Source organism: Pseudarthrobacter sp. KH_020_B, assembly GCF_057840185.1.
Genome location: NZ_CM174506.1, coordinates 3,925,737 through 3,951,901 on the forward strand (window position 1 = coordinate 3,925,737; position 26,165 = coordinate 3,951,901).

Here is a 26,165-nt window from a genome sequence, read left to right on the forward strand (position 1 = left end):
CAGCCTAGTCAACCGCATGGCCGATCACTAGCTGATCCGCAGCGGCAGGACGCCAGCGAGGAGGGTCCTTTAACCATTCACCGCTAAATAAATGCCGTTCGCGGGCGCCTTTGTGACAGCGAACACATCGCGGCCCCGGCACGTATTAGGCTTGATTCCGGAACAGCTCTTTGCGGAATGTCCGTGATCGGCCGCTGCCCAATGCCGCGCAAAGCGGCGGAGGACGGCCGGGCGACGGCAGCCGCTGAAAAGACCGATGAATGATGAGGTTCACCATGTCTCAGGACACTCCCGGCTCCACGGCCACCGCCCCCGCAGCTTCCGTGCAAAACAACCCGCAGGGTGACCAGCAGGGCGACGCCTTTGAAAACCTGCTGCACGAAAACCGTGCTTTTGCCCCCAGCTCAGAATTCATTGCCGACGCCGTGGTTACCGCCGCTGACTATGCAGAGGCCGACGCCGACCGCCCGGCTTTCTGGGCGAAGCAGGCGCGCGAGCTGCTCACGTGGAGCAAGGACTTCGACCAGGCGCTGGACTGGTCCAACCCGCCGTTCGCCAAGTGGTTCGTGGGCGGGGAAGTCAATGCCGCGTACAACGCACTGGACCGCCACGTGGAGAACGGGCTCGGGGACCGGGTGGCCATCTACTTCGAGGGCGAACCCGGTGACACCCGCACGTACACGTATGCCCAGCTCACCGAAGAGGTCAAGAAGGCAGCAAACGCCTTCGAATCCCTCGGCCTGGCCAAGGGTGACCGAGTAGCGGTCTACCTGCCCATGATCCCGGAAGCCGTCATCACGCTGCTGGCCTGCGCCCGGATCGGCGCCGTGCACTCGGTGGTGTTCGGTGGCTTCTCCGCGGACGCGCTCCGGTCCCGGATCGACGACGCCGAGGCCAAGCTCGTGGTCACCGCCGACGGCACGTACCGCCGGGGCAAGCCCAGCGCGCTGAAGGCCGCCGTGGACGATGCCCTGTCCCGCGAGGGCGACGCGCACACAGTACAGAACGTTGTGGTGGTCAAGCGCAACGGCCAGGACGTGGACTGGCACGAGGGCCGGGACCACTGGTGGGCGGACACCGTCGGGGTGGCCTCCGCAGACCACAAGGCCGTGGGGCACGACTCCGAGCACCCGCTGTTCATCCTGTACACCTCCGGCACCACGGGCAAGCCCAAGGGTATCCTGCACACCACCGGCGGCTACCTCACCCAGGGCGCCTACACCCACAAGGCCGTGTTCGATCTGCACCCCGCAACGGATGTGTACTGGTGCACGGCCGACGTCGGCTGGGTCACCGGCCACTCCTACGTCGCCTACGCCCCGCTCATCAACGGCGCCACCCAGGTCATGTACGAGGGCACCCCGGATTCCCCGCACCAGGGCCGGTGGTGGGAGATCATCGAGAAGTACAAGGTCTCCATCCTGTACACCGCCCCGACCGCCATCCGCACGTTCATGAAGTGGGGCCGGGACATCCCGGACAAGTACGATCTGACCTCCCTGCGGGTCCTCGGGTCCGTGGGCGAATCCATCAACCCCGAGGCCTGGATGTGGTACCGGGACGTCATCGGCGGCAACAAAACACCCATCGTGGACACTTGGTGGCAGACCGAAACCGGCGCCCAGATGATCGCCCCGCTGCCCGGCGTGACCGCCACGAAGCCCGGCTCGGCCCAGGTCCCGCTGCCCGGCATCGCCGTGGACGTCGTGGACGAGAACGGCGAATCCGTACCCGACGGCCATGGCGGCTTCCTGGTGATCCGGGAGCCCTGGCCCGCCATGCTCCGCGGTATCTGGGGCGACCCCGAGCGGTTCAAGGAGACGTACTGGTCCCGTTTCAATGGCATGTACTTCGCCGGCGACGGTGCCAAAAAGGACGAGGACGGCGACGTGTGGCTCCTGGGCCGCGTGGATGACGTTATGAACGTCTCCGGGCACCGGCTGTCCACCACCGAAATTGAATCCGCGCTGGTCTCCCACCCGTCCGTGGCCGAAGCCGCCGTAGTAGGCGCCGCGGACGAGACCACCGGCCAGGCCGTCGTCGCGTTCGTGATCCTGCGCGGCGACGCCGTCAACAATGGCGACGCCACCATCGCCGAACTCCGCAACCACGTGGGCAAGGAAATCGGGCCCATCGCCAAGCCAAAAACCATCCTCGTGGTCCCGGAACTGCCCAAAACGCGCTCCGGCAAGATCATGCGCCGCCTCCTCAAGGACGTCGCCGAAGGCCGCGAAGTCGGGGACGCCACCACCCTGGCCGACAACACCGTCATGGCCCAGATCGCGGCGTCCCTCCGGAAGTAGGTCTGTGGGTGGTGGGGACTGTCACTCATCCTCTGCGCGCTGCTCGTTCCTCGCTCTGACGCGCGCTGCCGGATAACTGCCAGTCCCCACCACAGGGCACCCTAGACTTGGGAGCAGCCCGTCAACTGACTAAAAGGATCCCCCGATGCTCCCCGCTGCACGACACCAAGCCATTGTGGATGCTGTCCAGCGGGAGCGGGTTGTTCGCGTGTCCGACTTGGCGCAGCAGTTGGGTGTTTCGCTGATGACGGTGCGCAGGGACATCGAACTGCTGGAGGAGGGCGGCCGGCTGGAGCGCATCCATGGCGGCGCCAAGGTTCCGGGTGATGTCAGCACGCACGAGCCTGGCTTCGAGCTCAAGTCCACCCAGCTGACGGCGGAGAAACGGGCCATTGCGCTGGAGGCCGCCGGCCTGGTGCATGAGGGCATGGCCGTGGGTCTCAGCGCCGGGACCACAACCTGGGCCCTCGCCAAGGAGCTCGTGAACGGCCCGCAGATCACTGTGGTCACCAATTCCGTGCGCATCGCGGATCTCTTCCACCACGCCGCGTCCGGCGGCTCGGCCCGCTTCGCGTCAACCGTGATCCTGATCGGCGGCGAGCGCACGCCGTCGGACGCTTTGGTGGGACCCATCGCAACGGCGGCACTCAAGCAGCTGCACCTGGACGTGCTGTTCCTGGGTGTGCACGGCATGGACGCGGACGCCGGCTTCACCACCCCCAACCTGTTGGAGGCCGAGACGGACCGGGCGTTCGTTGCCGCCGCCCGGAAAACTGTGGTCCTGGCCGACCACACCAAGTGGGGGCTGCTGGGCATCAGCACCATCGCCCCCTTGGACGCGGCCGATGAGGTCATCAGCGACGCCGGGCTGGGCCCCGAAGCCCAGCGCATCCTCGGCGAGCGCGTGGGCAAGATCAGGATCGCGGGCTAGGGACCCAACAGCTCTTGGTTCACGGGCAGCCGCAGGACTGGCGGATGTGGAGCTTCGTGGGGAACATCAGCTGCTGCGGTGCGGCCTTGCGCCGCGCACCCAGGATGCCTTCGACGGCGGCCTCGGCCATCTCCCGGACCGGCTGTTCCACGGTGGTCAACCCCGGCCACGTGTACTCCGCCTCGGCGGAGCCGTCGAAGGAGGTCAGCGCGATGTCTCCGGGCACGGCAACTCCCGCCTCATGGAGCGCGCGGAGGATGCCGACTGCCTGCATGTCCGAGCTCGCGAAGATCGCCGTGGGCCGATTGGCTGAGGCCAGGAGCCGTTTCCCTGCTTCGTAGCCGCCGGGCCGGGTGAAGTCGCTGCGGGCAATCGGCCCTTCGGGGAGCCCTGCCTCCTTCAGCGCTTTCAGCCAGCCCAGTTCACGGCCGTCGACGTCGTTGCCGACGTTGGTGCCCATGGCCAGGCCAATGTTGGTGTGCCCGTGCCCCAGGAGGTGCTCCACTGCGATCTGTGCCCCGGCTTCGAGGTCAACCCCGATGCTGTTGACGCCCGCCACCTCGCGGTCATGGTTAAGCAGCACCCAGGGGATGTCGGCCTTCTCCAGCTCCTCCAGGTCCGGCTGGAACAGGACGCTGGCCAGCACCACTCCGTCCACCTGCCGCGCCGCCAGGTTGCGGACGTTACGGCGCTCCTTGGCGAGGTTTCCGTCGGAGTTCGTCAGTACGAGCGCGTAGCCCCGCTCAGCGGCGGCGTCCTCCACGGCATGTGCCAGCATTGAGAAATACGGGTTTGAGTTGTCCGGCACAATGAGCCCCAGCGTCTCGCTGGATCCGAGTTTGAGGGCCCTCGCCGCCGCGTTGGGGCGATAGCCCAGGACGCGGATGGCGTCCTGGACCTTCGCTTCGGTGGCGGGAGCCACTTTCTTGGGCCCACCGTTGACCACATAGCTGACGACGGCGGTGCTGACGCCCGCGTACCGGGCAACGTCCTTGCGGGTTACCGGGCCGCGCGGGGCCTGCACTACGGGAGTCGTCATGGTGTACATGCTAGCTATCAGATCCCCGGGGCGTCGCCGAAGTCATGGATGGGCAGCCGCTCGCCGCCGCGGAGGGCGGACTGGTGCGCCACGATGCCGGGCAGCGTGAACCGGGCGGCAACCCAGGCGTTGACCGGCGGCAGTGTGCCGGTGTTGACCGCCGTCACGAAGTCATCCACCAGGAAGTGATGGCTTCCCTCGTGGCCGTTCGGTGCGCCGCGGAACTCCTCCGGAAGCCGGTCGGCATCATGGACCGGCGAGAGTCCGGAGACGAAGGCGTCCCTCAGTTCCGGTGCAACCTTGGCCAGCGACGGGTCATCCAGGGACATGCTGGGCCGGGTTTCGAACTGCCCGGAAATGTCGTGGACGTTTTCCTTGTCCTGCCAGACCGTGACATTTGCGAGTTGTTCAAAGCTGGCCTCCGTCCCGAAGAAGCGGAACCGGGACTCCCTGATGTGTGAGGGGTAGCCCACGCGGCGCATCTCATTGGTGCGCATCACGCCGCCGTCGTTGAGTTCAAAAAGGGCCGTGGCGTTGGAGAAGTCGTTGCCAAACATGCTGACTTCCTTGTCGAAGACGCCGTCGTTGCGGTCATCCTTGACGCCGACGCAGCTGACGCTGACGGCGTGGGCGGGGACGGCGCCGAGGACTCCACCCACCGCGTGGGTCGGGTACAGCATGGGCGGGTAGCTGGCGGTTTCCTTCCAGCGGTCACCGCCGCTGTACTGGTAGGCGTCGTAGAAGCCCAGGTCCATGTCGTGGACGTAGTCGCCCTCAGTGTAGAAGATCCGCCCGAAGCGACCGGCCGCATGCTGCTTGCGGGCATAGATGGTGGCCGGGTTGTAGTAGCTGGTCTCCCCCATCATGTAGACGAGGCCGGTTTCGCGGACAGCGCCGATGATCCTGGCGATTTCCTCCTCGGAAATGGCCATGGGGACAGCGGAATAGACGTGCTTGCCGGCGCGGAGCGCCTGCTCCACCAGCGGACCGTGCGTCCAGCGCTGCGTAAAGATGGCCACGGCGTCGACGTCGGAGGCAAGGAGGTCCTCGAAGCTCGCCTCCGACCCCGCCAGGTCGTACCGGTCCACCGCCTCGGCCGACCGCTCCGGCAGCTCATCCACCACATGGACGGCGCTGACGCCGGGGTGGAGATTGAAGAGGTGCGCGAACTGGCCGCCGAACTGGCCAACTCCTACTACGCCGATTGAAAACGTCATTGGTTGCCTTCCCTGGATGCGTTGGTGGCGCGCCGGGCAAGCGCTGTCCATCAGGATTCCCAGTGTTTCACTCCAATCTACTCGAGTCAATGCCCCAGTCACTGGATGAATCCCTGTGAATACAGCGAGAAAATTGGCGCTTGCCACCCCTGATCTACTCGTGTAGATTTCTCACCAGTTGTTATCCACATCACAGTCAGGAAAGGGTCGACGATGACCACCCTTGCCAAACCCGAGAGATCCGCCCCGCCCCAGCCGGGAACCCCCAAGCCGCGCGGCGGTTACCGCCGGCTCGGCGACCTCAAGATCGCCCTGTTCTTCATCGCCCCGGCCATGATCGGGTTCATCTTCTTCTACGTTGTCCCAACCATCCGCGGCGTGTACTTGAGCTTCACGGAGTACAACATCCTCGGAGACCCGACCTGGGTGGGGATGGACAACTACACGGCGATCGCCAAGGACCCTCTGTTCTGGAATTCTCTGGCCGTCACCGGCCAGTACGTCTTCCTCAATATCGTCCTCCAGACAGCCCTGGCAGTTGGCCTGGCCCTCCTGATGCACCAGGTCGCGAAGTCCACACTCATCCGCGGCGCCCTGCTCCTGCCCTACCTGATGTCCAACGTCATCGCTGCGCTGCTCTGGTTCTGGATGCTCGACTATCAGATCGGCGTGGTCAACCAGTTCATCGAATGGGCCGGACTCTCCCGTGTGGCGTTCTTCGGCAGCGAAGAGTGGGCCATCCCCACCCAGGCAGTCATCAACACCTGGCGCCACATGGGCTACACCGCCCTGCTGATCTTCGCCGGCCTGCAGGCCATCCCCGGCAACATCTATGAGGTCGCAAAACTCGACGGCGCCTCAGCGTTCCAGACCTTCCGCAAGATCACCATTCCGCTGCTCCGCCCGGTCCTGGTACTGGTCCTCGTGGTCACCGTGATCGGGTCCTTCCAGGTCTTCGACACCGTGGCCGTCACCACCCAGGGCGGACCGGTCAACGCCACCCGCGTGATCCAGTACTACATCTACCAGCGGGCATTCACCGAGTCGGACTTCGGCTACGGATCCGCCATCGCCGTCATTCTCTTCCTCATCCTCGCCCTGGTGGCCTTCATCCAGATGAAGTTCCTCAAGGGCAACGAGTCGGACCTGGACTAAGGAGTCCCCCATGACATCCACCACCAGCCGCGCACCGCTGCAGGCCCCGGCCCGCCGCCGTCGTCCGTTCAACACCCGCCGCGCCGGCGCCTGGGCCCTCCTGGTCCTGGCCATCGCAGTCTCCGTCCTCCCGTTCCTCTGGGTGCTGCGGACGGCACTGTCCACAAATTCGGCACTGGCCGCCCAGTCAGCCAGCCTGCTTCCCGCCGAGTTCACGTGGGGCGCCTTCATGCGGGTGTTCGGGCTGCAGAGCCCGGCGGACGCCATCGCCGAAGGGGGTTCCGGTGCCACCATCGATTTCTGGCTGTACCTGAAGAACTCCATCATCTTCTCGTCCATCACCACTGCCGGAGCCGTATTCTTCAGCGCCATGGCCGCCTACGCCTTTGCCCGGCTGCGCTGGCGGGGCCGGAACGCGGTGTTCAGCCTGTTCCTGGGCACCATGCTGGTCCCGCCGATCTTCACGGCCCTGCCCAACTTCCTGCTGATCAAGAACCTGGACCTGCTCAACACGATGCTCGGCATGGTCCTGCCCTACGTCTTTATGACTCCGTTCGCCATCTTCTTCCTCCGCCAGTTCTTCCTGAACATGTCCCGCGAGGTCGAGGAAGCAGCAATGCTCGACGGCGCCAAGCACCTGCGCATCTTCTTCCAGATCGTGCTCCCCAACGCCGCAGCACCCATCGCCACCCTGGCGCTGCTGACCTTCATCGGCCAGTGGAACGAATACTTCTGGCCGCTGCTCGTCGGCTCCCAGGACGACGTGCGCGTCCTGCAAGTGGGCCTCGGCGTCTTCAAATCACAGTCACCGCAGGGCTCCCCGGACTGGTCCGGCCTGATGGCCGCGACCCTGGTTTCGGCCCTGCCTGTCCTGATCCTCTTCGCCGCTTTCGGCAAGAAGATCGTCAACTCCATCGGCTTCTCCGGCATCAAGTAGTCCCCCCAAACCCCACTCCCCAACTCCCCAACGGAAAGTAGAACCATGAAGAAATCCCTCGGCGCCGTCGCCGTCGCCGCTGTTGTGGCGCTGTCCCTGTCCGCCTGTGGCGGCTCCTCCTCCTCGGCAGAGTCAGCCAAGGGCGAGATCAACTACTGGCTCTGGGACGCCAACCAGCTGCCCGCCTACCAGCAGTGCGCCGATGACTTCACGAAGGCCAACCCGGACATCTCGGTCAAGATCACCCAACGCGGGTGGGACGACTACTGGAGCACCCTGACCAACGGATTTGTGGGCGGCACCGCCCCGGACGTCTTCACCAACCACCTCGGACGCTACGGCGAGCTCGCCGAAAACAAGCAGCTGCTGGCCATCGACGACGCCGTCGAGAAGGACAACATCGATCTCTCCAAGTACAACGAGGGCCTCGCGGACCTCTGGGTTGGCCAGGACGGCAAGCGCTACGGCCTGCCCAAGGACTGGGACACCATCGGCCTGTTCTACAACGAGGCCATGCTCGCCAGCGGCGGCGTCACCGAAGACCAGATGAAGAACCTCACCTGGAACCCCCAGGACGGCGGCACGTACGAGCAGGTCATCGCCCACCTGACCGTGGACAAAAACGGCAAGCGCGGCGACGAGGCCGGCTTCGACAAGAACAACGTGGCCGTCTACGGCCTGGGCCTCAACGGCGGCGGCGACTCGTCCGGGCAGACGGAGTGGAGCTACCTCACCAACACCACCGGCTGGTCCCACACGGACAAGAACCCGTGGGGCACGCACTACAACTACGACGACCCCATGTTCCAGGAGAGCATGGACTGGTTCGCCGGGCTGGTGGAAAAGGGCTACATGCCCAAGCTGGAAACCACTGTCGGCGCCAGCATGGCCGACACCTTCGCGGCCGGTAAGTCGGCCATCAACGCGCACGGTTCGTGGATGACCGGCCAGTACACCGGCTACCAGGGCATCAAGGTGGGCATCGCCCCCACTCCGGTGGGCCCTGAAGGCACGCGTGCCTCGATGTTCAACGGCCTGGCCGACTCGATCTGGGCCGGAACCAAGAAGAAGGACGCCTCGATCAAGTGGGTTGAGTACCTCGCCTCGGCTGACTGCCAGGACGTCGTAGCGTCCAAGGCCGTCGTCTTCCCCGCGCTCAAGGCTTCCTCCGACAAGGCTGCCGCGGCCTTCGCCGCAAAGGATGTGGACGTCTCCGCGTTCACCGAGCACGTCAAGAACAAGAGCACCTTCCTGTACCCGATCACGGACAACACCGCCAAGGTCAAGGGCATCATGGAGCCCGCCATGGACGCCGTGGTGTCCGGCAAGGCCCCGGCCACTTCCCTGACCCAGGCCAACGAACAGGTCAACGCCCTCTTCAAGTAGGCCACCCGATTTACCGGCTGCGCGCCGCGGGCAATGAATTCCCGCGGCGCGCATCCTCACGCATTACCTTCCCACCCCGCACTCCGCAGAAGGACAACAGCTTATGGACCCCCTCCACCTCCGTTCCGCCGGCACCAGCCTGGTGATGAGCTTTGACAGCGGAGAGGCCGAGGTCATCCACTGGGGCGCCGATCTTGGCAGCACGCTGCCGGACCTCGCCATCCTCGGCGAACCGATCCCGCACTCGGCCATCGACGCCAACGTGCCCGCCGGGCTCCTGCCGCAGGCGTCCTCCAGCTGGCGCGGCCGTCCCGCCCTCCGTGGCCACCGCCTCGCCGACGGCGTCTCCGGCCTTGATTTTTCGGCCCGCCTCCGCGTCGTGACAGCGGGCGCCGAGGGCAACTCCGCCGTCGTCGTCCAGGCCGATTCCGACGCCGGCCTCACCGTCTCGTCCGACCTGACACTGCACGACGGCGGCCTGCTGGAGCTTCGGCACACCGTCACCAACGACGGCGCCACGCAATACCAGCTCGACGAACTGGCCACTGTCCTCCCGGTGGCGCCGGACGCCGTCGAACTCCTTGACCTGACCGGACGCTGGTGCCGGGAACGCCACCCGCAGCGCCGCCCCATCCAGCAGGGCACCTGGGTCCGCACCGGCCGGCACGGCCGCACCGGGCATGATTCCTCGCTGCTCTTCGCCGCAGGCACTGCCGGCTTCGGCAACCGCCACGGGAAGGTCTGGGCCACGCACCTGGCCTGGAGCGGCAACCACGAGCAGTTCGCGGACAGCATCGGCGATGGCCGCACCATGATCGGCGGCTCCGAGCTCCTGGGCCCGGCCGAGATCGTCCTGGAACCCGGCGCCAGCTACACCACGCCTGCCCTGTTCGCGGCATACTCGGACCGCGGCCTGGATGGCATCAGCGAGGCGTTCTACAGCTGGTTCCGGTCCCGCCAGCACCACGTGTTGCCGGCCGCTGCCCAACCCGGCAAGCCCCGCCCCGTGGTGCTCAACACCTGGGAAGCGGTCTACTTCGACCACAACCTGTCCACCCTGATCGAGCTGGCCGACTCCGCCGCCGAGCTGGGCGTGGAGCGTTTTGTGCTCGACGACGGCTGGTTCCGCGGCCGCCGCGACGACCACGCCGGACTGGGCGACTGGTACGTCGACGAGTCACTCTGGCCCGATGGCCTCACACCCCTGATCGATGCCGTGACCTCGCGCGGGATGGAATTCGGGCTTTGGGTGGAACCGGAAATGGTCAACCTGGACTCCGATATTGCCCGAGCGCACCCCGAATGGATCGTCGGTCCCTCCGCCGTCTCGCACAAGGACGGCGGCCGCCTGCCGATTGAATGGCGGAACCAGCATGTGATCGACCTCGTGAACCCCGAGGCATGGCAGTACATCTTCGACCGCGTGGACGCCCTGCTGCGGGAGAACAACATCAGTTACCTCAAATGGGACCAGAACCGGGACCAGCTGGAGCACGGCCATGCCGGCCGCTCCTCGGTCCACGAACAGACCCTGGCCGCCTACCGGCTCTTTGACGAACTCAAGAAGGCCCATCCCGGCGTCGAAATTGAAAGCTGCTCCTCCGGCGGCGCCCGGGTGGACCTGGGCATCCTGGAACGGACCGACCGCATCTGGGCCTCGGACTGCAACGACGCCCTGGAACGGCAGACCATCCAGCGCTGGACCGGGCTGGTGGTCCCGCCGGAACTCGTGGGCGGCCACGTCGGCCCCACCACCTCGCACACCACCGCCCGCACCCACGACCTGTCCTTCCGCGCCATCACCGCATTGTTTGGCCACTTCGGCATGGAGTGGGATGTCCGCGGGGTCCAGGGGGCCGAGCGCGAGGAACTCAAACGCTTCATCGCCCTCTACAAGGAGCACCGCGGCCTGATCCACTCCGGGCGCATGGTGCGTGCGGATGTCCCCGGCGATTCCCTGCTGCTGCACGGCGTCGTGGCCTCGGCAGGCGCCTCGGTGGGCACCGTTCTCCCAGGCACGACGGCGGCGCTGTTCGCCTTGGTCAGCACCGGCACCGCGTTCGCTGAACAGACCGGACGGATCACCGTCCCCGGTCTGGAACCGGAGCGGGACTACCGGGTGGAAGCCATCTTCCCGGCGCCCGGCGACGCCGACTACGCCCACACGTTCACCCAGGTCCAGCCACCGGCCTGGCTCGCGCACGGCGCCGTCGCGGGTGGCCGCTTTCTGGCCGAGGTAGGCCTGCCCATGCCCATCCTCAACCCGGAACACGCCCTGGTCCTGAGGTTCACGGCCCTCTAACATCGATTGCTCCAAGGGCGCCCTTTTGCCCGCTGAAAAGGGCGCCTACGGAGCAGTCGATGGGCTTGGGCGGAGTAAAATGAGCGGCAGTCCTTCCCAAGCGCTAGATTTGCATCCATGACTGAAGCCACCACCGCTGACTCCGCATCTGCCTCCACGGACGGGCGCGGCACCATCCTCGTGATCAACGGCCCAAACCTCAACCTGCTGGGCACCCGCGAACCCGAGAAGTACGGCACCTCCACCCTCGCGGACGTGGAGCAACTGGCCGCCACTACGGCGCAGGCCCACGGCTTCACGGTGGAATGCGTCCAGTCCAACCATGAGGGCGTGCTCCTGGACGTCATCCACGCAGCCCGCGGCACCGCCGTCGGGATTGTGCTGAACGCCGGCGCCTTCACCCACACTTCTGTGGCCCTGCGCGACGCCCTGGCAGCGGTGCAGCTTCCCGCCGTCGAGGTCCACATCACCAACGTGCACCAGCGTGAGGAATTCCGGCACCACTCGTTCCTGTCCCCGGTATGCGCCGCGGTGATCGTGGGCGCCGGGGTCTTCGGCTACAAGCTCGCCATCGACTACCTCGCCGAGACGCTGTAGCCCGGCGCCGAGCGGCTCAGGCCACCGGGTTAGTGCTGGAAACTACTTCTGGATGCACTGCCCGGAGGAGACGGGAGCGCTGAGGCCTGCGGCCTGGGACGCCACCGGGAACACGTCATCCATGGTGATGGCGAAGCCCATTTCGGTGTCCGAGGTTGCCTTGGCGAAAATGACGCCGGCCACCAGGCCCTCCATGGTCAGCAGCGGGCCGCCCGAGTTTCCTGGCTGGACGTCGCCGGCCAGGCGGTAGATCGCTTCCGGGGCCGGGTTTTCGCCGTAGATATCGGGGACCAGGACCGAGGTAATGTCCTGGACGGTGGCAGGGTTGGACTTGAACGGGCCACCATGGGGATACCCCGCGAAGGCGGCCGGGCTGCCGTTCGGAAGGTCGGACGTCAGCGTCAGCGGTTCGGATGGCAGCCCGTCAACGGCCAGGACGGCGAGGTCGTGCCTGGTGTCGAAGTACACCACCCGCCCGGGCATCGCGCCGCCGTCGGGAATTTCAACCACCGGCTGCGACACGCCCGCCACAACATGGGCGTTGGTCACAACCCGGCCCGGGGAAACCACGAAGCCCGTGCCGGTCTGGTTCTGCCCGCATTGGTAGGCGGTGCCGGCTATTTTCAGGACTGACTGCGCGGCCCGGTTCAGTGCCGGCGTATCGGTGCTCGCGTTGGGCACCGCCACTGGCTGCCCCTGGTCCAGGCCTTCAAGCAGCGTGGGGATGCCGTTGCCGATCACCGTGGACCGCAGCTGCGCCATGGTGGCCTTCAACGGGACAGGCGTCAGCCCATCGATGTACCGAATGACTTTGGACTCGGCCAGTTGCTGGGACACAAACGGAACGCCCAGGGCGCTGACGCTGAAAGCGAGCATGGACATCACCAGCGCCGAGACCACCACATTGACGGCCCCGCCCACCAGCCGGTCCACCGCCCGCAGCGGCTTGATCCGCACGGCGCCGCGGATTTTGCGCCCGATCATGGTGCCGATGCCATGGCCCAGGGCCATCAGTACGACGGCGGCGGCCACGATGGCGGTCAGCCTCCAGCCGGAGTCATCCACGAAGTCGCTGACCAGCGGAACGGCAAAGAATGCGGCCACGGCGCCCGCGGCAAAGCCGGCGATACCGCCGAGGGTGACCAGGAAGCCGTTGCGCAGGCCATAGATCAGGTAAGACAGCAGGGCCAGGATCAGCGCCAGGTCCAGAACAGTCAAGCCAAACACTGACGCTCCTCTAGTACGGTTGATTCCCAATTCTAGTGGCGCAACCTGACATTGTTCTGTGGGCGCCAGTCCCCCGCCCATTCGGGCCAGGTCCGCCTCACGTTCGGTTGCGAAAATCACACCCCGGGCGCGGCCGGGCGACGGATCGTGCCCGCATTACACACTGTCAGCGGCGTTTCCGCTGCCAAGTACGTCACAGAACCTTGAAAATTCTGAAACAATGGCAAAAGCGCCATAGCCGACACTTTTTATTCAGGAGATTTCATGGACATCGAGGTACTGCGCCGAGCACCCCTATTTGCCACGCTCGACGACGAAGCATTCCGACTGCTGACGGACGAGCTGACCGAGGTGGACCTCTCCCGCGGTGCATCGGTATTCCGCGAGGGCGATCAGGGCGACCAGCTCTACTTCATCGTCTCCGGCAAGGTGAAGCTGGGCCGCACGTCCCCTGATGGCAGGGAGTCCCTGCTCGCCATCCTGGGCCCGGGTGAACTGTTCGGCGAAATGGCACTCTTTGACCCCAGCCCCCGCACCGCCACGGCCACGGCTGTCTCCGAAACCCGCCTGGCGGGCTTGAAGAACGAAAGCCTCAACGCCCTGCTGCGGACGCGCCCCGAGGTTTCGGCGCAGCTGCTGCAGGCCCTGGCCCGTCGCCTGCGCCGCACCAACGATTCGCTCTCGGACCTGGTGTTCTCCGACGTCCCCGGCCGCGTGGCCAAGGCCCTGCTCGACCTGGCCGACCGCTTCGGCCGCCCGGCAACGGACGGCGTCCTGGTAGCCCACGAGCTCACGCAGGAAGAACTGGCCCAGCTGGTAGGCGCCTCCCGCGAGACGGTCAACAAAGCCCTGGCAGAGTTCGTCCAGCGCGGCTGGCTCCGCCTCGAAGCCCGTGCCGTAGTGATCCTGGACATGCAGCGCCTCCGCCAGCGCTCCCGCTAAGCACCAATCACTGAGGCCGCCTTCGGGCGGCCTTTTGTGTTTGCTCACCTACGGCGGAAGACGGCCCTTCGCCGTCGCTTAGACACGGTCGAAAGGCACCGCTCCGGTCGCTGGGCGACCTCCGCGCCGCGGTCGACCGCGATGCGCTCCTCCGCGAAGGCCCGCAATCCGCCTCAGGGGAAACGCTCTCTCACGTCCTGCACGTTTTCGGCAAACGCTCTCTCACATACTGCGGGAAAATACCGGATGCTCTCTTACCTGGCCATTCGTTTGGCGATGCCGACGGGGGGTATCAAGTGAGAGAGCGTTGCCCAAAAACCCGCATTAAGTGAGAGAGCGTTGCCGAAAAACCGACGTTAAGTGAGAGAGCGTTCGAGCCGGACGGCGGTCGTTCGCGTAGGAGCGCATCGCGGCGCTCCCCTATGCGTCGTAAGCGTCGTCCCGAGGGCCCCGGCGCGAGCTTGCGAGCGTTGGGAAGGGACCTACGCGCTAAGCGACGGCGAAGGGCCGCTGTCCGGCGGACTCAACCCGAACCGCGGGCCACCTAGCGTTCGCGCTGGGGGTCTCCGGCTACGGTTTTGGCGGCTTCGACTTCGAGCATCAGCGTGCCCTCTTCGTCGACGAGCCGCGCCTGGTACACGTGGGGTTTGCGCTTGTAGCTGAGGTAGGCGATGCAGCCGTTCGCTGCGGCCATCTTCTCCAGCATGATCTCCGAGCCCGGCACCAGGAGCTGGCTGAGGATGAGGCCCTCGGTGTTCTCCTGGCCCACTTCATCGCCTAGGGCAGTGGTGCTGCGGGCGGCGATGGCCTTGGTGGCGCACACCCAGCGGCCCCAGACGCCCTTGCTCTCCAGCAGGCTGGGCTGCTGGTTCATGGGGACTGTGGCGGCGAAATAGCGGGTGTCGAAGCGGCGGTGCGCGAAGTCGGGGCTGCGCCAGTTGACGAGCGGCTTCAGCAGGTCGGTCCGCAGCGAGAGTCCCCGCTTGGCGAGCATCTCCGTGAAGGTCTTCTCCTGGTCGGCAACGGCCACGCGGGCACGCATCCAGTCCTGCGTTGACGTGGCTTCCACGGTGGTGGACATGTCCGGCCCGGCCAGGAGCACGCCGGTTTCCTCAAACAGTTCGCGGATGGCGCCCACCACGTGGCGGCGCGCCAGCCCGACGTCGTCCGCCCCCATCTGCTCGGCCCAGTGCTGGGGTGAGGGGCCCAGCCAGCCGACGGCGTCGTCGTCGGACGCCTCCAGGGAACCTCCGGGGAACGCGAGGACGCCCAACGGCGAGGAGCCGGGCCGGTACCCCAGCCACGTCTCCAGGCCGGTGGGCGAGTCCCGCAGCAGCACCACGGACGAGGCATAGCGGGCGGCACGCGGGGTCCGCTCGCCGTGTTCGAGCCAGCTTTGGGCAGCCCCTTCAAGATCCGGAGGAAGGGCAAACAAGCGTCGGGCGAGCTGAGGCAATTGAGTGAACCGGGTCCTTAGCTGAATTCAGCGATCAGTTCGACCTCTACGGGAGAGTCGAGCGGCAGGACGGACACGCCGACGGCGGAGCGCGCGTGCTGGCCTGCTTCACCAAAGACCTGGCCAAGGAGCTCGGACGCACCGTTGATGACGCCGGGCTGTCCGGTGAAGGCCGGATCGGAGGACACGAAGCCCACCACCTTGACGATGCGGGTGATGCGGTCCAGATCGCCGATGACGCTCTTGATGGCCGCCAGCGCGTTGATGGCGCAGACGGCGGCGTAGGCCTTGGCGTCCTCCGGGGACACTGTGGGCTCGTCGGAAGCGCCCTCCGTGCCGGTGGAGACCTTGCCGGTTCCTTCGAGTTTGCCGTTAATAAACGGCAGCTGGCCGGAGGTGTAAACGTGGCTGCCGGTGATGATGGCCGGGACGTAGGCGGCGACGGGAGCGGCAACCTCGGGAAGGGTCAGGCCCAGCTCGGCGAGGCGCTTCTCGACGGCGGAAACCGGCGCTGACTCAGACGTGTTTTCCGGCGTGGATACAGGGCCGGGGGTGGTCTCTGCGGGGGTGCTCATCGCTACTGCTTCTCCCTCTTGAGGTAGGCAACCAGGCCGTTGCCGTCGGGTCCGGTGATTACCTGGACGAGCTCCCAGCCGTCCTCTCCCCACTGGTCCAGAATCTGCTTCGTGGCGTGAATAATGAGCGGAATCGTCGCGTACTCCCATTTGGTCATGAGCTAAAGACTAGTCGTTGCCGGTAAAGTGGAAAACATGGTGACTCGTAAGAACCCCATTTTCGACACGGCCACTACCCTCGGAAAGATATTTGGTTTCCTTGGCGTGAGCGCGATTTGTGGTGTCCTGGTGGCAGGCCTGCTTGTCCCGGCCGCAGCCGTTTCCGGCAGCGCGGCAAGCGGTTCTATCGAGTTCTTCGATACGCTCCCGGCAGAGCTGCAGGTGGACCCGCCGAGCCAGTCCACCCGGATCCTCGCCGCGGACGGCAGCCTGATCGCGAACCTCTACGAGGAAAACCGGACCAAGGTTGCCCTCGACCAGATCTCGCCGTTCATGAAGGAAGCCATCATCGCTGTCGAGGACAGCCGGTTCCACGACCATGGCGGGGTGGACACCACCGGCATCCTCCGCGCCATGGTCAGCACGGCCCGCGGCAACAAACAGGGTGCCTCCACCATCACCCAGCAGTACGTGAACAACGTGCTCAACGCCAACCTCGCTGCCGAGGGAAACACTGACGACATCAAGCTCAACGGTGTTAACAAGGGTGTGGGAGACAAGCTCCGCGAAATGAAGCTCGCGATCGCCCTGGAGAAGGAGTTCTCCAAGGAGCAGATCCTTGAGGGCTACCTCAACATCGTCTTCTTCAACCGCGACGCCTACGGCATCGAGGCCGCGTCCAAATTCTTCTTCAGTAGCACGGCCAAGGATCTGACCCTCCCGCAGGCGGCACTCCTTGCCGGGCTCGTCAACAGCCCGTCAGCGTTTGACCCCATCACCAACCCGGACAACGCTAAAAAGCGCCGCGACCTGGTGCTGGGCCTGATGCTGGACCAGGGAAAGATCACCCAGGCAGATCACGACGCCGCCGTGGCCACCCCGGTTGAGCCCAAAATCACTCAGTCGCGCCAGGGCTGCGCCTACGCCAGCACGGCACCTTACTTCTGCGACTATGTGCTGCACCTGCTGCTGAACAACCCGGCCTACGGTGCGGACGCAAAAGAGCGCGAACAGAAGATCTTCCGTGGCGGCCTGACCATCACCACCACACTGGACGTCAACGCCCAGAACGTCGCACAGGTCGAGTCTGATGCGGCGGCAGGCGTCAATCCGGACAACTGGGGCGCGTCCATCGTGTCCGTGCAGCCCAACACCGGCAAGATCCTGAACATGGCACAGAACACCTCGTTCCTGCCTACCGAAGGCAAGTTCAACCAGACGCAGAACTTCAACGTGGACAAGCTGGATAAGGACGGCAACGACCTCAACGGCCTGGGCGGATTCCAGCCCGGCTCCACCATGAAGCCCTTCACGTTCGCCCAGTGGGTGAACGAGGGCAAGTCCATGAACACCAACATCAACGGCGCCACACGCAAGTACCCGCAGAACTTCCCCTGGAAGAACACCTGCCCGAACCCCACCGTGGGCTGGTATGACGCCAGAATCCCCGGCAGCTTCGACCTGCAGAACTCCGACGAGGGCTACTACCGGAGCATGACGGTCCTGTACGGCCTGCAGAACTCGATCAACACGGCGACGTTCGCCTCGGCGGCGCAGGTTGACCTCTGTGGCATCCAAAAGATCGTGGATGCGGTCGGAATCCACGGTGGCCTGCCCACGCCTGAAGATCCCAACCCGCAGGTCAAGATGACCACGCTGGCCAACCTGATCGGCTCCACGCAGACCGCCCCGCTGACCATGGCCTCCGCGTTTGCCACGTTCGCTAACGACGGCAAGTACTGCGAACCCATCGCCATCACCTCTGTCACGGACCAGACCGGCGCACAGCTCCCGGCCCAGGCCACCAACTGCCGGGACGCCGTCAAACCGGAGGTCGCCCGGGGTGTTGCGTATGCCTTGCAGAAGGTCCTGGACGAGGGGTCCGGATCCCTCATCCAGCCGCGGCTCTCCACGAAGACCAACTTCCCGGTGGCTGCCAAGACCGGCACCAACGACACCAACGGCTCCACCTGGGTGGTCGGTTTCACCACCGGTGTGGCCACTGCGGCATGGTTCGGTGACCCGCTGGGTGACCAGCTCCGGCCCGGCCGGAACCTGACGATCAACGGAAAGCGCTACGCCGCGATCGACGGCTACATGATCGCCGGTCCCATGTTCTCCAAGTACATGGCCCAGGTCGCTCCGGCGTATGGCACCAACGCGTTCACGGCACCGCCCACCAACATGGTGAGCGGAACGCCTGCGCGGACCACACCGTCAACGCAGGCCACCGCGCCTGCCACGGCGCCGGCCGCGCCCGGCAACAGCGAGAAGAAGGACTAGCGTCCATGGCAGTTAGCCCTATATTGGCCAGCCGCGTCCGGAACATCGGGCGCGGCTTTGCCGTCACCGCTGGCGCGGGGACGGCAGCGGGTCTCGCCGCCTTCGGTTACGGGCTGTGGGAGAAGAACCAGTTTGTCCTGCGCGAGGAGACACTGCCCATCCTGCCGGCGGGCCACGCGCCGTTCCGCGTCCTGCACCTGAGCGACATCCACTTCGTCCCGGGCCAGGACACCAAAGCGCGTTGGCTCGAGTCGCTGGCGTCGCTGGAGCCGGACCTGGTGGTCAACACCGGGGACAATCTCAGCCATGTCAAGGCGGTGGAGCCCCTGCTGAAGGCCCTGCGCCCCCTATTGGAATTTCCGGGCGTGTTCGTCCCGGGGTCCAACGACTACTTCGGCCCGAGCCTCAAAAACCCCGCGTCCTACCTGCTGGGCCCGTCCAAGGCCAAGCCCAAAGCAACTGAGCTGGACTGGCCGCGGCTGCGGTCGGGCTTCGGCATGGGCGGCTGGGTGGACCTCACCAACCGGCACCAGTCGGTGGTGCTGAAAGGGATCCGCTTCGACTTCTCCGGCGTGGACGATCCACACCTGAACCGGGAGCGCTACGCGGGCTGGCCCCGCGGCACCCGTGACCAGGACCTGAACGCGCACCTCCGGGTTGCGGTCATCCACGCCCCCTACCAGCGGGTCCTGGACCACTTCACGCAGGACGGCGCGGACCTGCTGCTGGCGGGCCACACCCACGGCGGGCAGCTCTGCATCCCCGGCTACGGTGCCCTGGTGTCCAACTGTGACCTCCCCACGTGGCGGGCCAAGGGACTCAACAACTGGGAAAGCAACGGACGTACGACGCCGGTGAACGTCTCGGGCGGCATCGGCACCTCCCGGTTCGCTCCCATCCGCATCGCCTGCAAACCCGAGGCCGTCCTGCTGACGCTCACCTCACCCGAATAAAGTTCGCGTGAACCTGCTCACGCCATGGCATAGGGTAGTTGCTACGGGAAACTACATTCGATTTAGAGCTTGAGAAGCGGGCATGGCCAAGCAGACCTCATTTTTCAGATCCATCAGCCGTCTTTATCCTCACGTGAGGCCGATCATCCCCCGGCTGGTGATGGGGCTCCTCTGCGCGCTCCTGGCCAGCGTCGTGGCGCTGACCATCCCGCAGGTGCTGCGGGTCCTCGTCAATGAGTCCCTCAAACCCGGTGGCGCGTCGGACGCGGTCTGGACTGCCGCCGTCGTAATCCTGGTCCTGGGCATCGCCGAGGCGGGACTCGTGGCCCTCCGCCGGCAGTTTGTGATCAACCCGGCCACCACCGTGGAAACCCGGATGCGGGTTTCGCTGTACGGGCACCTGCAGGACCTGACGGTGTCCTTCCACGACCGCTGGGGATCCGGCCAACTGCTGTCGCGCGCCATGACGGACCTGAACTTCTTGCGGCGCTGGATGGCGTTCGGTGCCATTATGCTGGTGGTCACCACACTCACCGTGGTCATCGGCATTGTGGCCATGTTCTCCATGAGCTGGCAGCTGGCCCTGATCTTCCTGGCCGCCGCGGTGCCCATCATGGCCTACGGTTTCCGGTTCCGGACCCGCTTCAGCAAGGTGGCTCGGCGCAGCCAGGACCAGGCCGGCGACCTCGCCACCACGGTGGAGGAATCCGTCCACGGCATCCGCGTCCTGAAGGCCTTCGGCCGCAGCCGCGAGGCCCTGGAGAACTTCAACGGGCAGGCCGAGGAACTCCGCCAGACCGAGATCGTGAAGGCGAAGCACCAGGCCACGTTCACCCTGGTGGTCACCCTGCTGCCCGAACTCGCGCTCGGCGCCGGGCTGGTGGTGGGCGTGATGCTCTGCGCCAGCGGCCAGCTGAGCATCGGCGCCCTGGTGGCCTTCTTCGCCACCGCCGCCGTCATTGCGACGCCGGTGGAATTCTCCGGCATGCTGCTGGCCATGGCACTCACCGCCAAATCCGCCGTCGACCGCCATTTCGAGGTCATGGATTCGGTCAACACCATCACCAGTCCCCCGCAGCCGCGCACCCCGTCGCAGCTGAACGGCGCGCTCAGCTTCAACAAAGCCACGTTCGCGTTCGAGGACGCACCGGATAAGCCCATCCTCAACGAGATCTGCCTGGACGTCCGGCCGGGTGAAACCATGGCGCTGGTGGGCATCACGGGCAGCGGCAAGAGTGCGCTGATCCAGCTGGTCCCGCGCCTGTACGACGTCACCGACGGCTCCATCACCATCGACGGCGTGGACCTGCGCGAGTTCGACGTCGACGGGCTCCGGCGCGTGGTGGGCGTCGCGTTCGAGGACACCACACTGTTCTCCAATTCCGTCCGCGACAACGTGCTCCTCGGGGCGCCGGACCGGACCGAGGCAGCCCTGGACGAAGCTTTGGATGTGGCGCAGGCGCACTTCGCATACTCGCTGCCGGAGGGCGTGGACACCCTCATCGGCGAGGAGGGCCTGAGCCTGTCCGGCGGGCAGCGGCAGCGGATTGCCCTTGCCCGGGCCATCGCGGCGCGGCCCCGGGTCCTGGTGCTGGACGACCCGCTGTCCGCCCTGGACGTGCACACCGAGGAGCTCGTGGAGACCCGGCTCCGCGCGGTCCTGAAGGACACCACCACGCTGATCGTCGCGCACCGGCCGTCCACCGTGGCGCTGGCCGACCGCGTGGCGCTGCTCGAGGACGGCCGGATTGCCGCCGTCGGAACCCACACGGACCTGCTGGCGCACAACCCCCATTACCGCTATGTCATTGCCAGCCTGGACGAGGAACCACGGGACCTGGATTCGGAACTGTCGGAGCTTGAGGACGAGTCAGAGGACAGCATCCGATGAGTAACGCAACCTTCGGGACCGCCAATGAGGACAATGCCCACCTCAGTAAATCGGAAAGCAAAACCGTACGACGGCGGTCGCTCGCCCTTTTGGCCACGCTCATCCGTCCGGTGCGGCTCAGGTTCTGGCTGACCATCGCCACCGTGGTCCTGTCCCAGGCCGCGCGTGTGGCCGGGCCAGCACTGATCGCGTTCGGCATCGACCACGCGCTCCCGGCGCTGCAGGCGGGTGACAACCTCCCGCTGGTGTTCACCGGCGTCGCCTACCTGCTTGCGGCGGTCGCCACGGCGGGACTCACCGCCCTCTACGTCACCTCCACCGCGCGGCTCAGCCAGGCGATGCTGCTGGACCTGCGGGTCCGGGTCTTCCGGCACACCCAGCGCCTGAGCCTGGAGTTCCACGAGAAGTACACGTCCGGCCGGATCATCGCCCGGCAGACCTCGGACCTGGAAGCGCTGCGGGAACTCCTCGACTCCGGTGTCAGCTCCCTGGCCTCCGGGCTGTTGTTTATGGTCTTCACGGCTGTGACGGTGTTTGCCCTGGACTGGCGCAGCGGGCTGATCGTCCTGGCCGCGGGCGTCCCCATGTTCTTCCTGTCGCGCTGGTACCAGAAGCACTCGCAGATCGCGTTCCGTGAATCGCGGGTGGTCTCGGCCCGGCTGATTGTGCACTTCGTGGAGACCATGACCGGGATCCGCGCCGTCAAGGCTTTCCGCAAGGAAACCGAGAACGCCGGGACGTATGGCCAGCTGTCCGAGGACTACCGCCTGGTGACCGTTCGCTCCATCAACCTCAACGGCGTTTTCCAGCCCGGCCTGGTGCTGATCGGAAACGTCTGCGTGGCCGTGGTGCTCCTGTTCGGCGGGTTCCGTGTCCTTGGCGGGGACCTTGCCGTGGGTGTGCTGCTGGCGCTGATCCTGTCCACCAAGCGCTTCTTCCAGCCGGTGGACCAGATGGCCATGTTCTACAACTCCTTCCAGAGTGCCCAGGCGGCCCTGGAGAAGGTCTCCGGCCTGCTGGAGGAGGTACCCACGGTCCGCCCGCCCAAGAACCCTGTAGCACTCCGCGATGCCCGGGGCACCATCGATTTCACGGGTGTGGAGTTCCGCTACGGGGACGGCCCGGTGGTCATCCCCACCATGGACCTGCACATCCCCGCCGGCCAGACCGTGGCCCTGGTGGGGGAGACCGGCGCAGGCAAGTCGACGCTTGCCAAGCTGATCGCCCGCTTCTACGACGTCTCCTCCGGCTCCCTGACCCTGGACGGCGTGGACCTGCGCAGCCTGACCACCACGGACCTGCGCCGGAACATCGTGATGGTCACCCAGGAGGCGTTCCTGTTCAGCGGCTCCGTGGCGGACAACATTGCCCTCGGCCGGCCGGAGGCAACCCGCGCGGAAATCGAGGATGCAGCCCGGGCCGTGGGCGCCCACGAGTTCATTACCGAACTCCCCGAGGGCTATGACACCGACGTCAACAAGCGCGGCGGCCGGGTCTCCTCCGGGCAACGGCAGCTGATCAGCTTCGCCCGGGCGTTCCTGGCCCGGCCGGCGGTCCTGATCCTTGACGAGGCCACCTCATCGCTGGACATCCCCTCGGAGCGGCTCGTCCAGAGCGGCCTGGCGCGCCTACTGCGGGCAACGTCCGACGCCGGCACGTCAGCAGGTGCGCCTGGCGCTGCTGCTGTTGGGGCTGCTGCTGGCTCCGCTGCCGCGGGCAGCGGCCGGACGGCGCTGATCATTGCGCACCGTCTCTCCACCGTCGAGACCGCAGACCGCGTGCTGGTGGTCCACGATGGCCGCGTGGTGGAGGACGGAACGCCGGCGGAACTCATCGGCGGCGGCGGACGCTTCGCAGATCTCCACGGCGCCTGGAAGGACTCCCTGGTCTGACCGGCGGGGCCGATTTCGCATCCGGGCCCGGCGTCCGCTATTCTTGTAAAGTTGCTTTTGCAGCGGATCGGGATGTGGCGCAGCTTGGTAGCGCGCGTCGTTCGGGACGACGAGGTCGCAGGTTCAAATCCTGTCATCCCGACCAATTGAAAGAGGGTCTCCCCCAGGGGAGGCCCTCTTTTGTATTCTTCCGGCTGTCAAGTGACCAGGCAAGGAACGGACAAGTCCCTAGACAAGTCCCCGGACAAAGAAATAGCCCCGAGGCATGATAACCATGCCCCGGGGCCGCGCCTCCTGAGATTATTCCTTACATCGGGTCGGGCCAGTTGCCCACGTTGGTGGTGTAGGTCCTGTCCTTGTCCTTGACGGGCTTGGACATGGGATCGGGCCAGTTGCCAACGGCTACGGACACGCCGGTGGTGTCGGCGATGGAACCTGCCGACAGGACAGCCGGAGCCGTCGCAGAAAATGCCAAGGCAGCAGCGAGTACGCCAGCGGCCGCAATCTTCTTCAACATATAAGTTCCTCAATACGAGTCGGATTCGTTACAAAGTCAGCACTGTCCTTGTTGACATACATTGTAAAATGTTTTCCACAGGGACTGTCAAGCATTGAGTACAAAGACTGTCCAGAATTAGGAGGAAATCCCGTGGGCAACGGATTCGGGGAGAAGCTCCGTGCGGAGCGTCTCGAACGTGGGCTGACACAGGCTGAACTGGGCAAGGACCTGTACTCCCCCAGCTATATCTCCCTCCTCGAAACCGGCCGCCGGGAGCCGACGGCCGAGGTGATCGAGGAGCTCGCGCGCAGGCTGGAACTGGCGCCCAAGGCGCTGGAAGCCTGGAGCCAACCCATCTCAGTCAGCGACGCCGAATACGTCCTGGCCGGCCTCTACGCCCGCCAGGCCTGGGACCTCCGGGACTATCCGCTGGCCGCAAGCCACGCAGCCTCCGCGGCGCAGATCGCCCTGGAAGGCAAAAACACCAGCGCGTGGTGGAACATGACCTACATGCAGGCCGAATGCCTGATCAAGCAGGGCAACTGGCAGGAGTGCCAGAAGATCATGGAGCACCTCCTGGAGCACCCCATGGCCACGGAATCTGCCGGCCTCGCCGTCCGTGCCCGCCAGATGCTCGCCGCCATCTGCCAGGGCCAGGGCCAGCTGAGCACCGCCGTCGAACATGCACTGGAGGCCGTAAAGCTCTGCGCCCAGCTGCCCAACGGATCAACCCTGATCATCGGCGCCTACCGCGCGCTGATCGGCGCCTTGGCCGAAAGCGGCCGCCTGGACGAGGCCTGGACATACTGCCAGGCCATGAATGACCAGATGGACGAGCACTCCATGTCCCAGCTCGCCGGCGAGGTTGCCTGGGTGATCGGCAACGTGGCCTTCATGCGGCACGACTACCCCGAGGGCATCAAGTACCACGAGCGCGCTGCCAAGATGCTCTCGCCAGCCAACGACATCGACCTGTGGGCCCGGTTCAACAAGGCCTCGGCCGCCGTCCGGCTGTCCTCCGGAATCGTAGAACCGGAAACACTTTCCAGCATCGAACGCGCCGAACTGGCTCTGTCCATTGTGGGCGGCAACAAGAGCGACCACCTGGAAGTTGCATTCATCCGCGCCCGCTGGCTGTATCTCACGGGCGACATCGTGGCTGCCATCAACAAGCTCCGCGAGATCCATTCGGAATTGGGGGCTCTGGCCAAGCACACGGCAGGCGAAGTTTCACTCCTGCTGGGGAAGTCCCTGAAGGCCGCTGGCGAGTCCGACGAAGCCCTGGTCTATCTCGAGGAAGCGCAGAAGGCCTTTAGTGTCGCAGGAGCCTCGGACCGCGTCCAGCAGGCACTGGACGCGGTCCTTGAGATCAAGCTTGCCCAGCAGCGGGCGGCCGCAGCAGCAAAAGACATCAAAGCAAGCTAGGAGCGGGCCCGGCCGGAAGCCGGGCCCGCCGTCAACAACGACCTAGGCGAACGTCCTGCCCGTGATTTTCTCGTAGGCCTCGACGTAGCGGCTGCGCGTCCGGGTCACGACTTCTGCCGGCAGGGCGGGCGGTGCCACGTCGGAGTTCTTGTCCCAGCCGGATTCGGCCGACGTGAGCCAGTCACGCACATATTGCTTGTCGTAGGAAGGCTGCGCCTTGCCCGGCTCATACGTGGCCGCATCCCAGAAACGGGAGGAATCCGGCGTCAGGACCTCATCGCCCAGGGTGATGCCCCCGGACACCGCGTCGTAGCCGAACTCCACCTTGGTGTCGGCCAGGATGATGCCGCGTTCGCGGGCGATCTTCTCGGCACCGGTGTAGATCTTCAGGGTCAGCTCGCTCAGGCGTGCGGCGATGTCGTCCCCCACCATGGCCACAACATCGTTGTAGGAGATGTTCTCGTCATGTTCTCCCACCTCGGCCTTGGCGGACGGGGTGAAGATCGCCTGTTCCAACCGGGATCCGTCCACCAGTCCCGCCGGCAGCGGAATCTCGCAGACCGTCCCCCTGGCCTTGTACTCCAGCAGTCCGGTGCCGGTGAGGTAGCCGCGGGCGATGCATTCCACGGGGAACATGTCCAGCTTTTTGCAGATCATGGCGCGGCCTTCGACGGCCGCGGGCACGCCGTCTTCCACAGTGGATGCCAGCACGTGGTGGACCACATCAAGCTGGTCAAACCACCACAGGCTCAGCTGCGTGAGGATGCGGCCCTTGTCCGGGATTTCGCTGGCCAGCACGTGGTCGAACGCGCTGATGCGGTCGCTCGCCACCACCAGGACGCACTCCTGGCCCAGCCGCTCAATGATTGCGGCGTCCTCGGGTTCGTAGAGGTCACGGACCTTGCCGGAGTAAACGTGCTTCCAGCCCGGCAGGTCCAGGGTTTCGGTGCTGAAGCCGCGGGGCTGTTGTGGTTCCTGGGCGGAGTTCTCAGTCAT

At 65.7% G+C, this 26,165-nt stretch carries 21 protein-coding genes and 1 tRNA gene; 14 read left to right on the forward strand and 8 right to left on the reverse strand.

The window, feature by feature from the left end:
- The first annotated feature begins 275 nt into the window (after positions 1-275).
- Positions 276-2,303: an acetate--CoA ligase gene (gene acs, locus AC3IT0_RS18260; RefSeq protein ID WP_489321079.1), complete on the forward strand. Its 2,028-nt coding sequence runs from the start codon at positions 276-278 to the stop codon at positions 2,301-2,303.
- A gap of 145 nt (positions 2,304-2,448) precedes the next feature.
- Positions 2,449-3,234 carry a DeoR/GlpR family DNA-binding transcription regulator gene (locus AC3IT0_RS18265; RefSeq protein WP_489321080.1) on the forward strand — a complete coding sequence of 262 codons (786 nt, stop codon included), beginning with the start codon at positions 2,449-2,451 and terminating at the stop codon, positions 3,232-3,234.
- Between the two features lie 19 nt (positions 3,235-3,253).
- Here the strand turns inward: AC3IT0_RS18265 and AC3IT0_RS18270 are convergent, their stop codons facing one another.
- Both AC3IT0_RS18270 and AC3IT0_RS18275 read right to left on the reverse strand, forming a co-directional pair.
- A complete protein-coding gene (locus AC3IT0_RS18270; RefSeq protein ID WP_489321081.1) occupies positions 3,254-4,273 on the reverse strand; it encodes a LacI family DNA-binding transcriptional regulator in 1,020 nt (339 codons plus the stop codon).
- Between the two features lie 17 nt (positions 4,274-4,290).
- Positions 4,291-5,490: a Gfo/Idh/MocA family protein gene (locus AC3IT0_RS18275; protein WP_489321082.1), complete on the reverse strand. Its 1,200-nt coding sequence runs from the start codon at positions 5,488-5,490 to the stop codon at positions 4,291-4,293.
- A 213-nt stretch (positions 5,491-5,703) separates the two neighbouring features.
- Here AC3IT0_RS18275 and AC3IT0_RS18280 point away from each other — a divergent pair, with 213 nt between their 5' ends.
- The 5 genes from AC3IT0_RS18280 (at position 5,704) to aroQ (ending at position 11,867) form a co-directional block, all read left to right on the forward strand.
- Positions 5,704-6,645: a carbohydrate ABC transporter permease gene (locus tag AC3IT0_RS18280; protein WP_489321083.1), complete on the forward strand. Its 942-nt coding sequence runs from the start codon at positions 5,704-5,706 to the stop codon at positions 6,643-6,645.
- A 10-nt stretch (positions 6,646-6,655) separates the two neighbouring features.
- Positions 6,656-7,582, forward strand: a complete 927-nt coding sequence (locus tag AC3IT0_RS18285) for a carbohydrate ABC transporter permease (protein ID WP_489321084.1) — start codon at positions 6,656-6,658, stop codon at positions 7,580-7,582.
- 45 nt (positions 7,583-7,627) lie between these two features.
- On the forward strand, positions 7,628-8,968 hold the full coding sequence (locus AC3IT0_RS18290) for an ABC transporter substrate-binding protein (protein WP_489321085.1): 1,341 nt from the start codon (positions 7,628-7,630) through the stop codon (positions 8,966-8,968).
- 103 nt (positions 8,969-9,071) lie between these two features.
- Positions 9,072-11,270 carry an alpha-galactosidase gene (locus AC3IT0_RS18295; protein WP_489321086.1) on the forward strand — a complete coding sequence of 733 codons (2,199 nt, stop codon included), beginning with the start codon at positions 9,072-9,074 and terminating at the stop codon, positions 11,268-11,270.
- Between the two features lie 117 nt (positions 11,271-11,387).
- The gene (gene aroQ, locus AC3IT0_RS18300; protein WP_489321087.1) at positions 11,388-11,867 is read left to right on the forward strand and encodes a type II 3-dehydroquinate dehydratase; all 480 of its coding nucleotides are present in this window, start codon (positions 11,388-11,390) and stop codon (positions 11,865-11,867) included.
- 42 nt (positions 11,868-11,909) lie between these two features.
- Here the strand turns inward: aroQ and AC3IT0_RS18305 are convergent, their stop codons facing one another.
- Complete coding sequence (locus tag AC3IT0_RS18305; RefSeq protein ID WP_489321088.1) at positions 11,910-13,094, reverse strand: MarP family serine protease; 1,185 nt, start codon at positions 13,092-13,094, stop codon at positions 11,910-11,912.
- Between the two features lie 264 nt (positions 13,095-13,358).
- Here AC3IT0_RS18305 and AC3IT0_RS18310 point away from each other — a divergent pair, with 264 nt between their 5' ends.
- Positions 13,359-14,036, forward strand: a complete 678-nt coding sequence (locus tag AC3IT0_RS18310; protein WP_011693220.1) for a Crp/Fnr family transcriptional regulator — start codon at positions 13,359-13,361, stop codon at positions 14,034-14,036.
- A gap of 544 nt (positions 14,037-14,580) precedes the next feature.
- Here the strand turns inward: AC3IT0_RS18310 and AC3IT0_RS18315 are convergent.
- The 3 genes from AC3IT0_RS18315 to sp36 are packed head-to-tail and all read right to left on the reverse strand — an operon-like array spanning position 14,581 to position 16,225.
- Positions 14,581-15,492, reverse strand: coding sequence for an NUDIX hydrolase (locus tag AC3IT0_RS18315; RefSeq protein WP_489321089.1), 912 nt, complete (start codon positions 15,490-15,492; stop codon positions 14,581-14,583).
- Between the two features lie 17 nt (positions 15,493-15,509).
- Complete coding sequence (locus tag AC3IT0_RS18320; protein WP_489321090.1) at positions 15,510-16,067, reverse strand: RidA family protein; 558 nt, start codon at positions 16,065-16,067, stop codon at positions 15,510-15,512.
- 2 nt (positions 16,068-16,069) lie between these two features.
- Positions 16,070-16,225: a Sp36 family protein gene (gene sp36 / locus AC3IT0_RS18325; protein WP_099093395.1), complete on the reverse strand. Its 156-nt coding sequence runs from the start codon at positions 16,223-16,225 to the stop codon at positions 16,070-16,072.
- 37 nt (positions 16,226-16,262) lie between these two features.
- Here sp36 and AC3IT0_RS18330 point away from each other — a divergent pair, with 37 nt between their 5' ends.
- From AC3IT0_RS18330 to AC3IT0_RS18350, 5 genes are all read left to right on the forward strand, one after another.
- Positions 16,263-18,509 (forward strand): transglycosylase domain-containing protein, encoded by a 2,247-nt coding sequence (locus tag AC3IT0_RS18330; RefSeq protein ID WP_489321091.1) that lies wholly within the window; start codon positions 16,263-16,265, stop codon positions 18,507-18,509.
- A gap of 5 nt (positions 18,510-18,514) precedes the next feature.
- Positions 18,515-19,462 carry a metallophosphoesterase gene (locus AC3IT0_RS18335; RefSeq protein WP_489321092.1) on the forward strand — a complete coding sequence of 316 codons (948 nt, stop codon included), beginning with the start codon at positions 18,515-18,517 and terminating at the stop codon, positions 19,460-19,462.
- 82 nt (positions 19,463-19,544) lie between these two features.
- Positions 19,545-21,353 (forward strand): ABC transporter ATP-binding protein, encoded by a 1,809-nt coding sequence (locus AC3IT0_RS18340; RefSeq protein ID WP_489321093.1) that lies wholly within the window; start codon positions 19,545-19,547, stop codon positions 21,351-21,353.
- A complete protein-coding gene (locus tag AC3IT0_RS18345) occupies positions 21,350-23,245 on the forward strand; it encodes an ABC transporter ATP-binding protein (RefSeq protein WP_489321094.1) in 1,896 nt (631 codons plus the stop codon). Before AC3IT0_RS18340 ends, AC3IT0_RS18345 begins: the two co-directional genes overlap by 4 nt.
- A gap of 68 nt (positions 23,246-23,313) precedes the next feature.
- A tRNA-Pro gene (locus tag AC3IT0_RS18350) sits at positions 23,314-23,390 on the forward strand.
- 162 nt (positions 23,391-23,552) lie between these two features.
- Here AC3IT0_RS18350 and AC3IT0_RS18355 read toward each other — a convergent pair.
- Positions 23,553-23,762: a hypothetical protein gene (locus AC3IT0_RS18355; protein WP_489321095.1), complete on the reverse strand. Its 210-nt coding sequence runs from the start codon at positions 23,760-23,762 to the stop codon at positions 23,553-23,555.
- 132 nt (positions 23,763-23,894) lie between these two features.
- Here AC3IT0_RS18355 and AC3IT0_RS18360 point away from each other — a divergent pair, with 132 nt between their 5' ends.
- Positions 23,895-25,169 carry a helix-turn-helix domain-containing protein gene (locus AC3IT0_RS18360; RefSeq protein WP_489321096.1) on the forward strand — a complete coding sequence of 425 codons (1,275 nt, stop codon included), beginning with the start codon at positions 23,895-23,897 and terminating at the stop codon, positions 25,167-25,169.
- A gap of 42 nt (positions 25,170-25,211) precedes the next feature.
- Here AC3IT0_RS18360 and AC3IT0_RS18365 read toward each other — a convergent pair whose 3' ends face one another.
- On the reverse strand, positions 25,212-26,165 hold the full coding sequence (locus AC3IT0_RS18365) for a phosphoribosylaminoimidazolesuccinocarboxamide synthase (protein WP_489321097.1): 954 nt from the start codon (positions 26,163-26,165) through the stop codon (positions 25,212-25,214).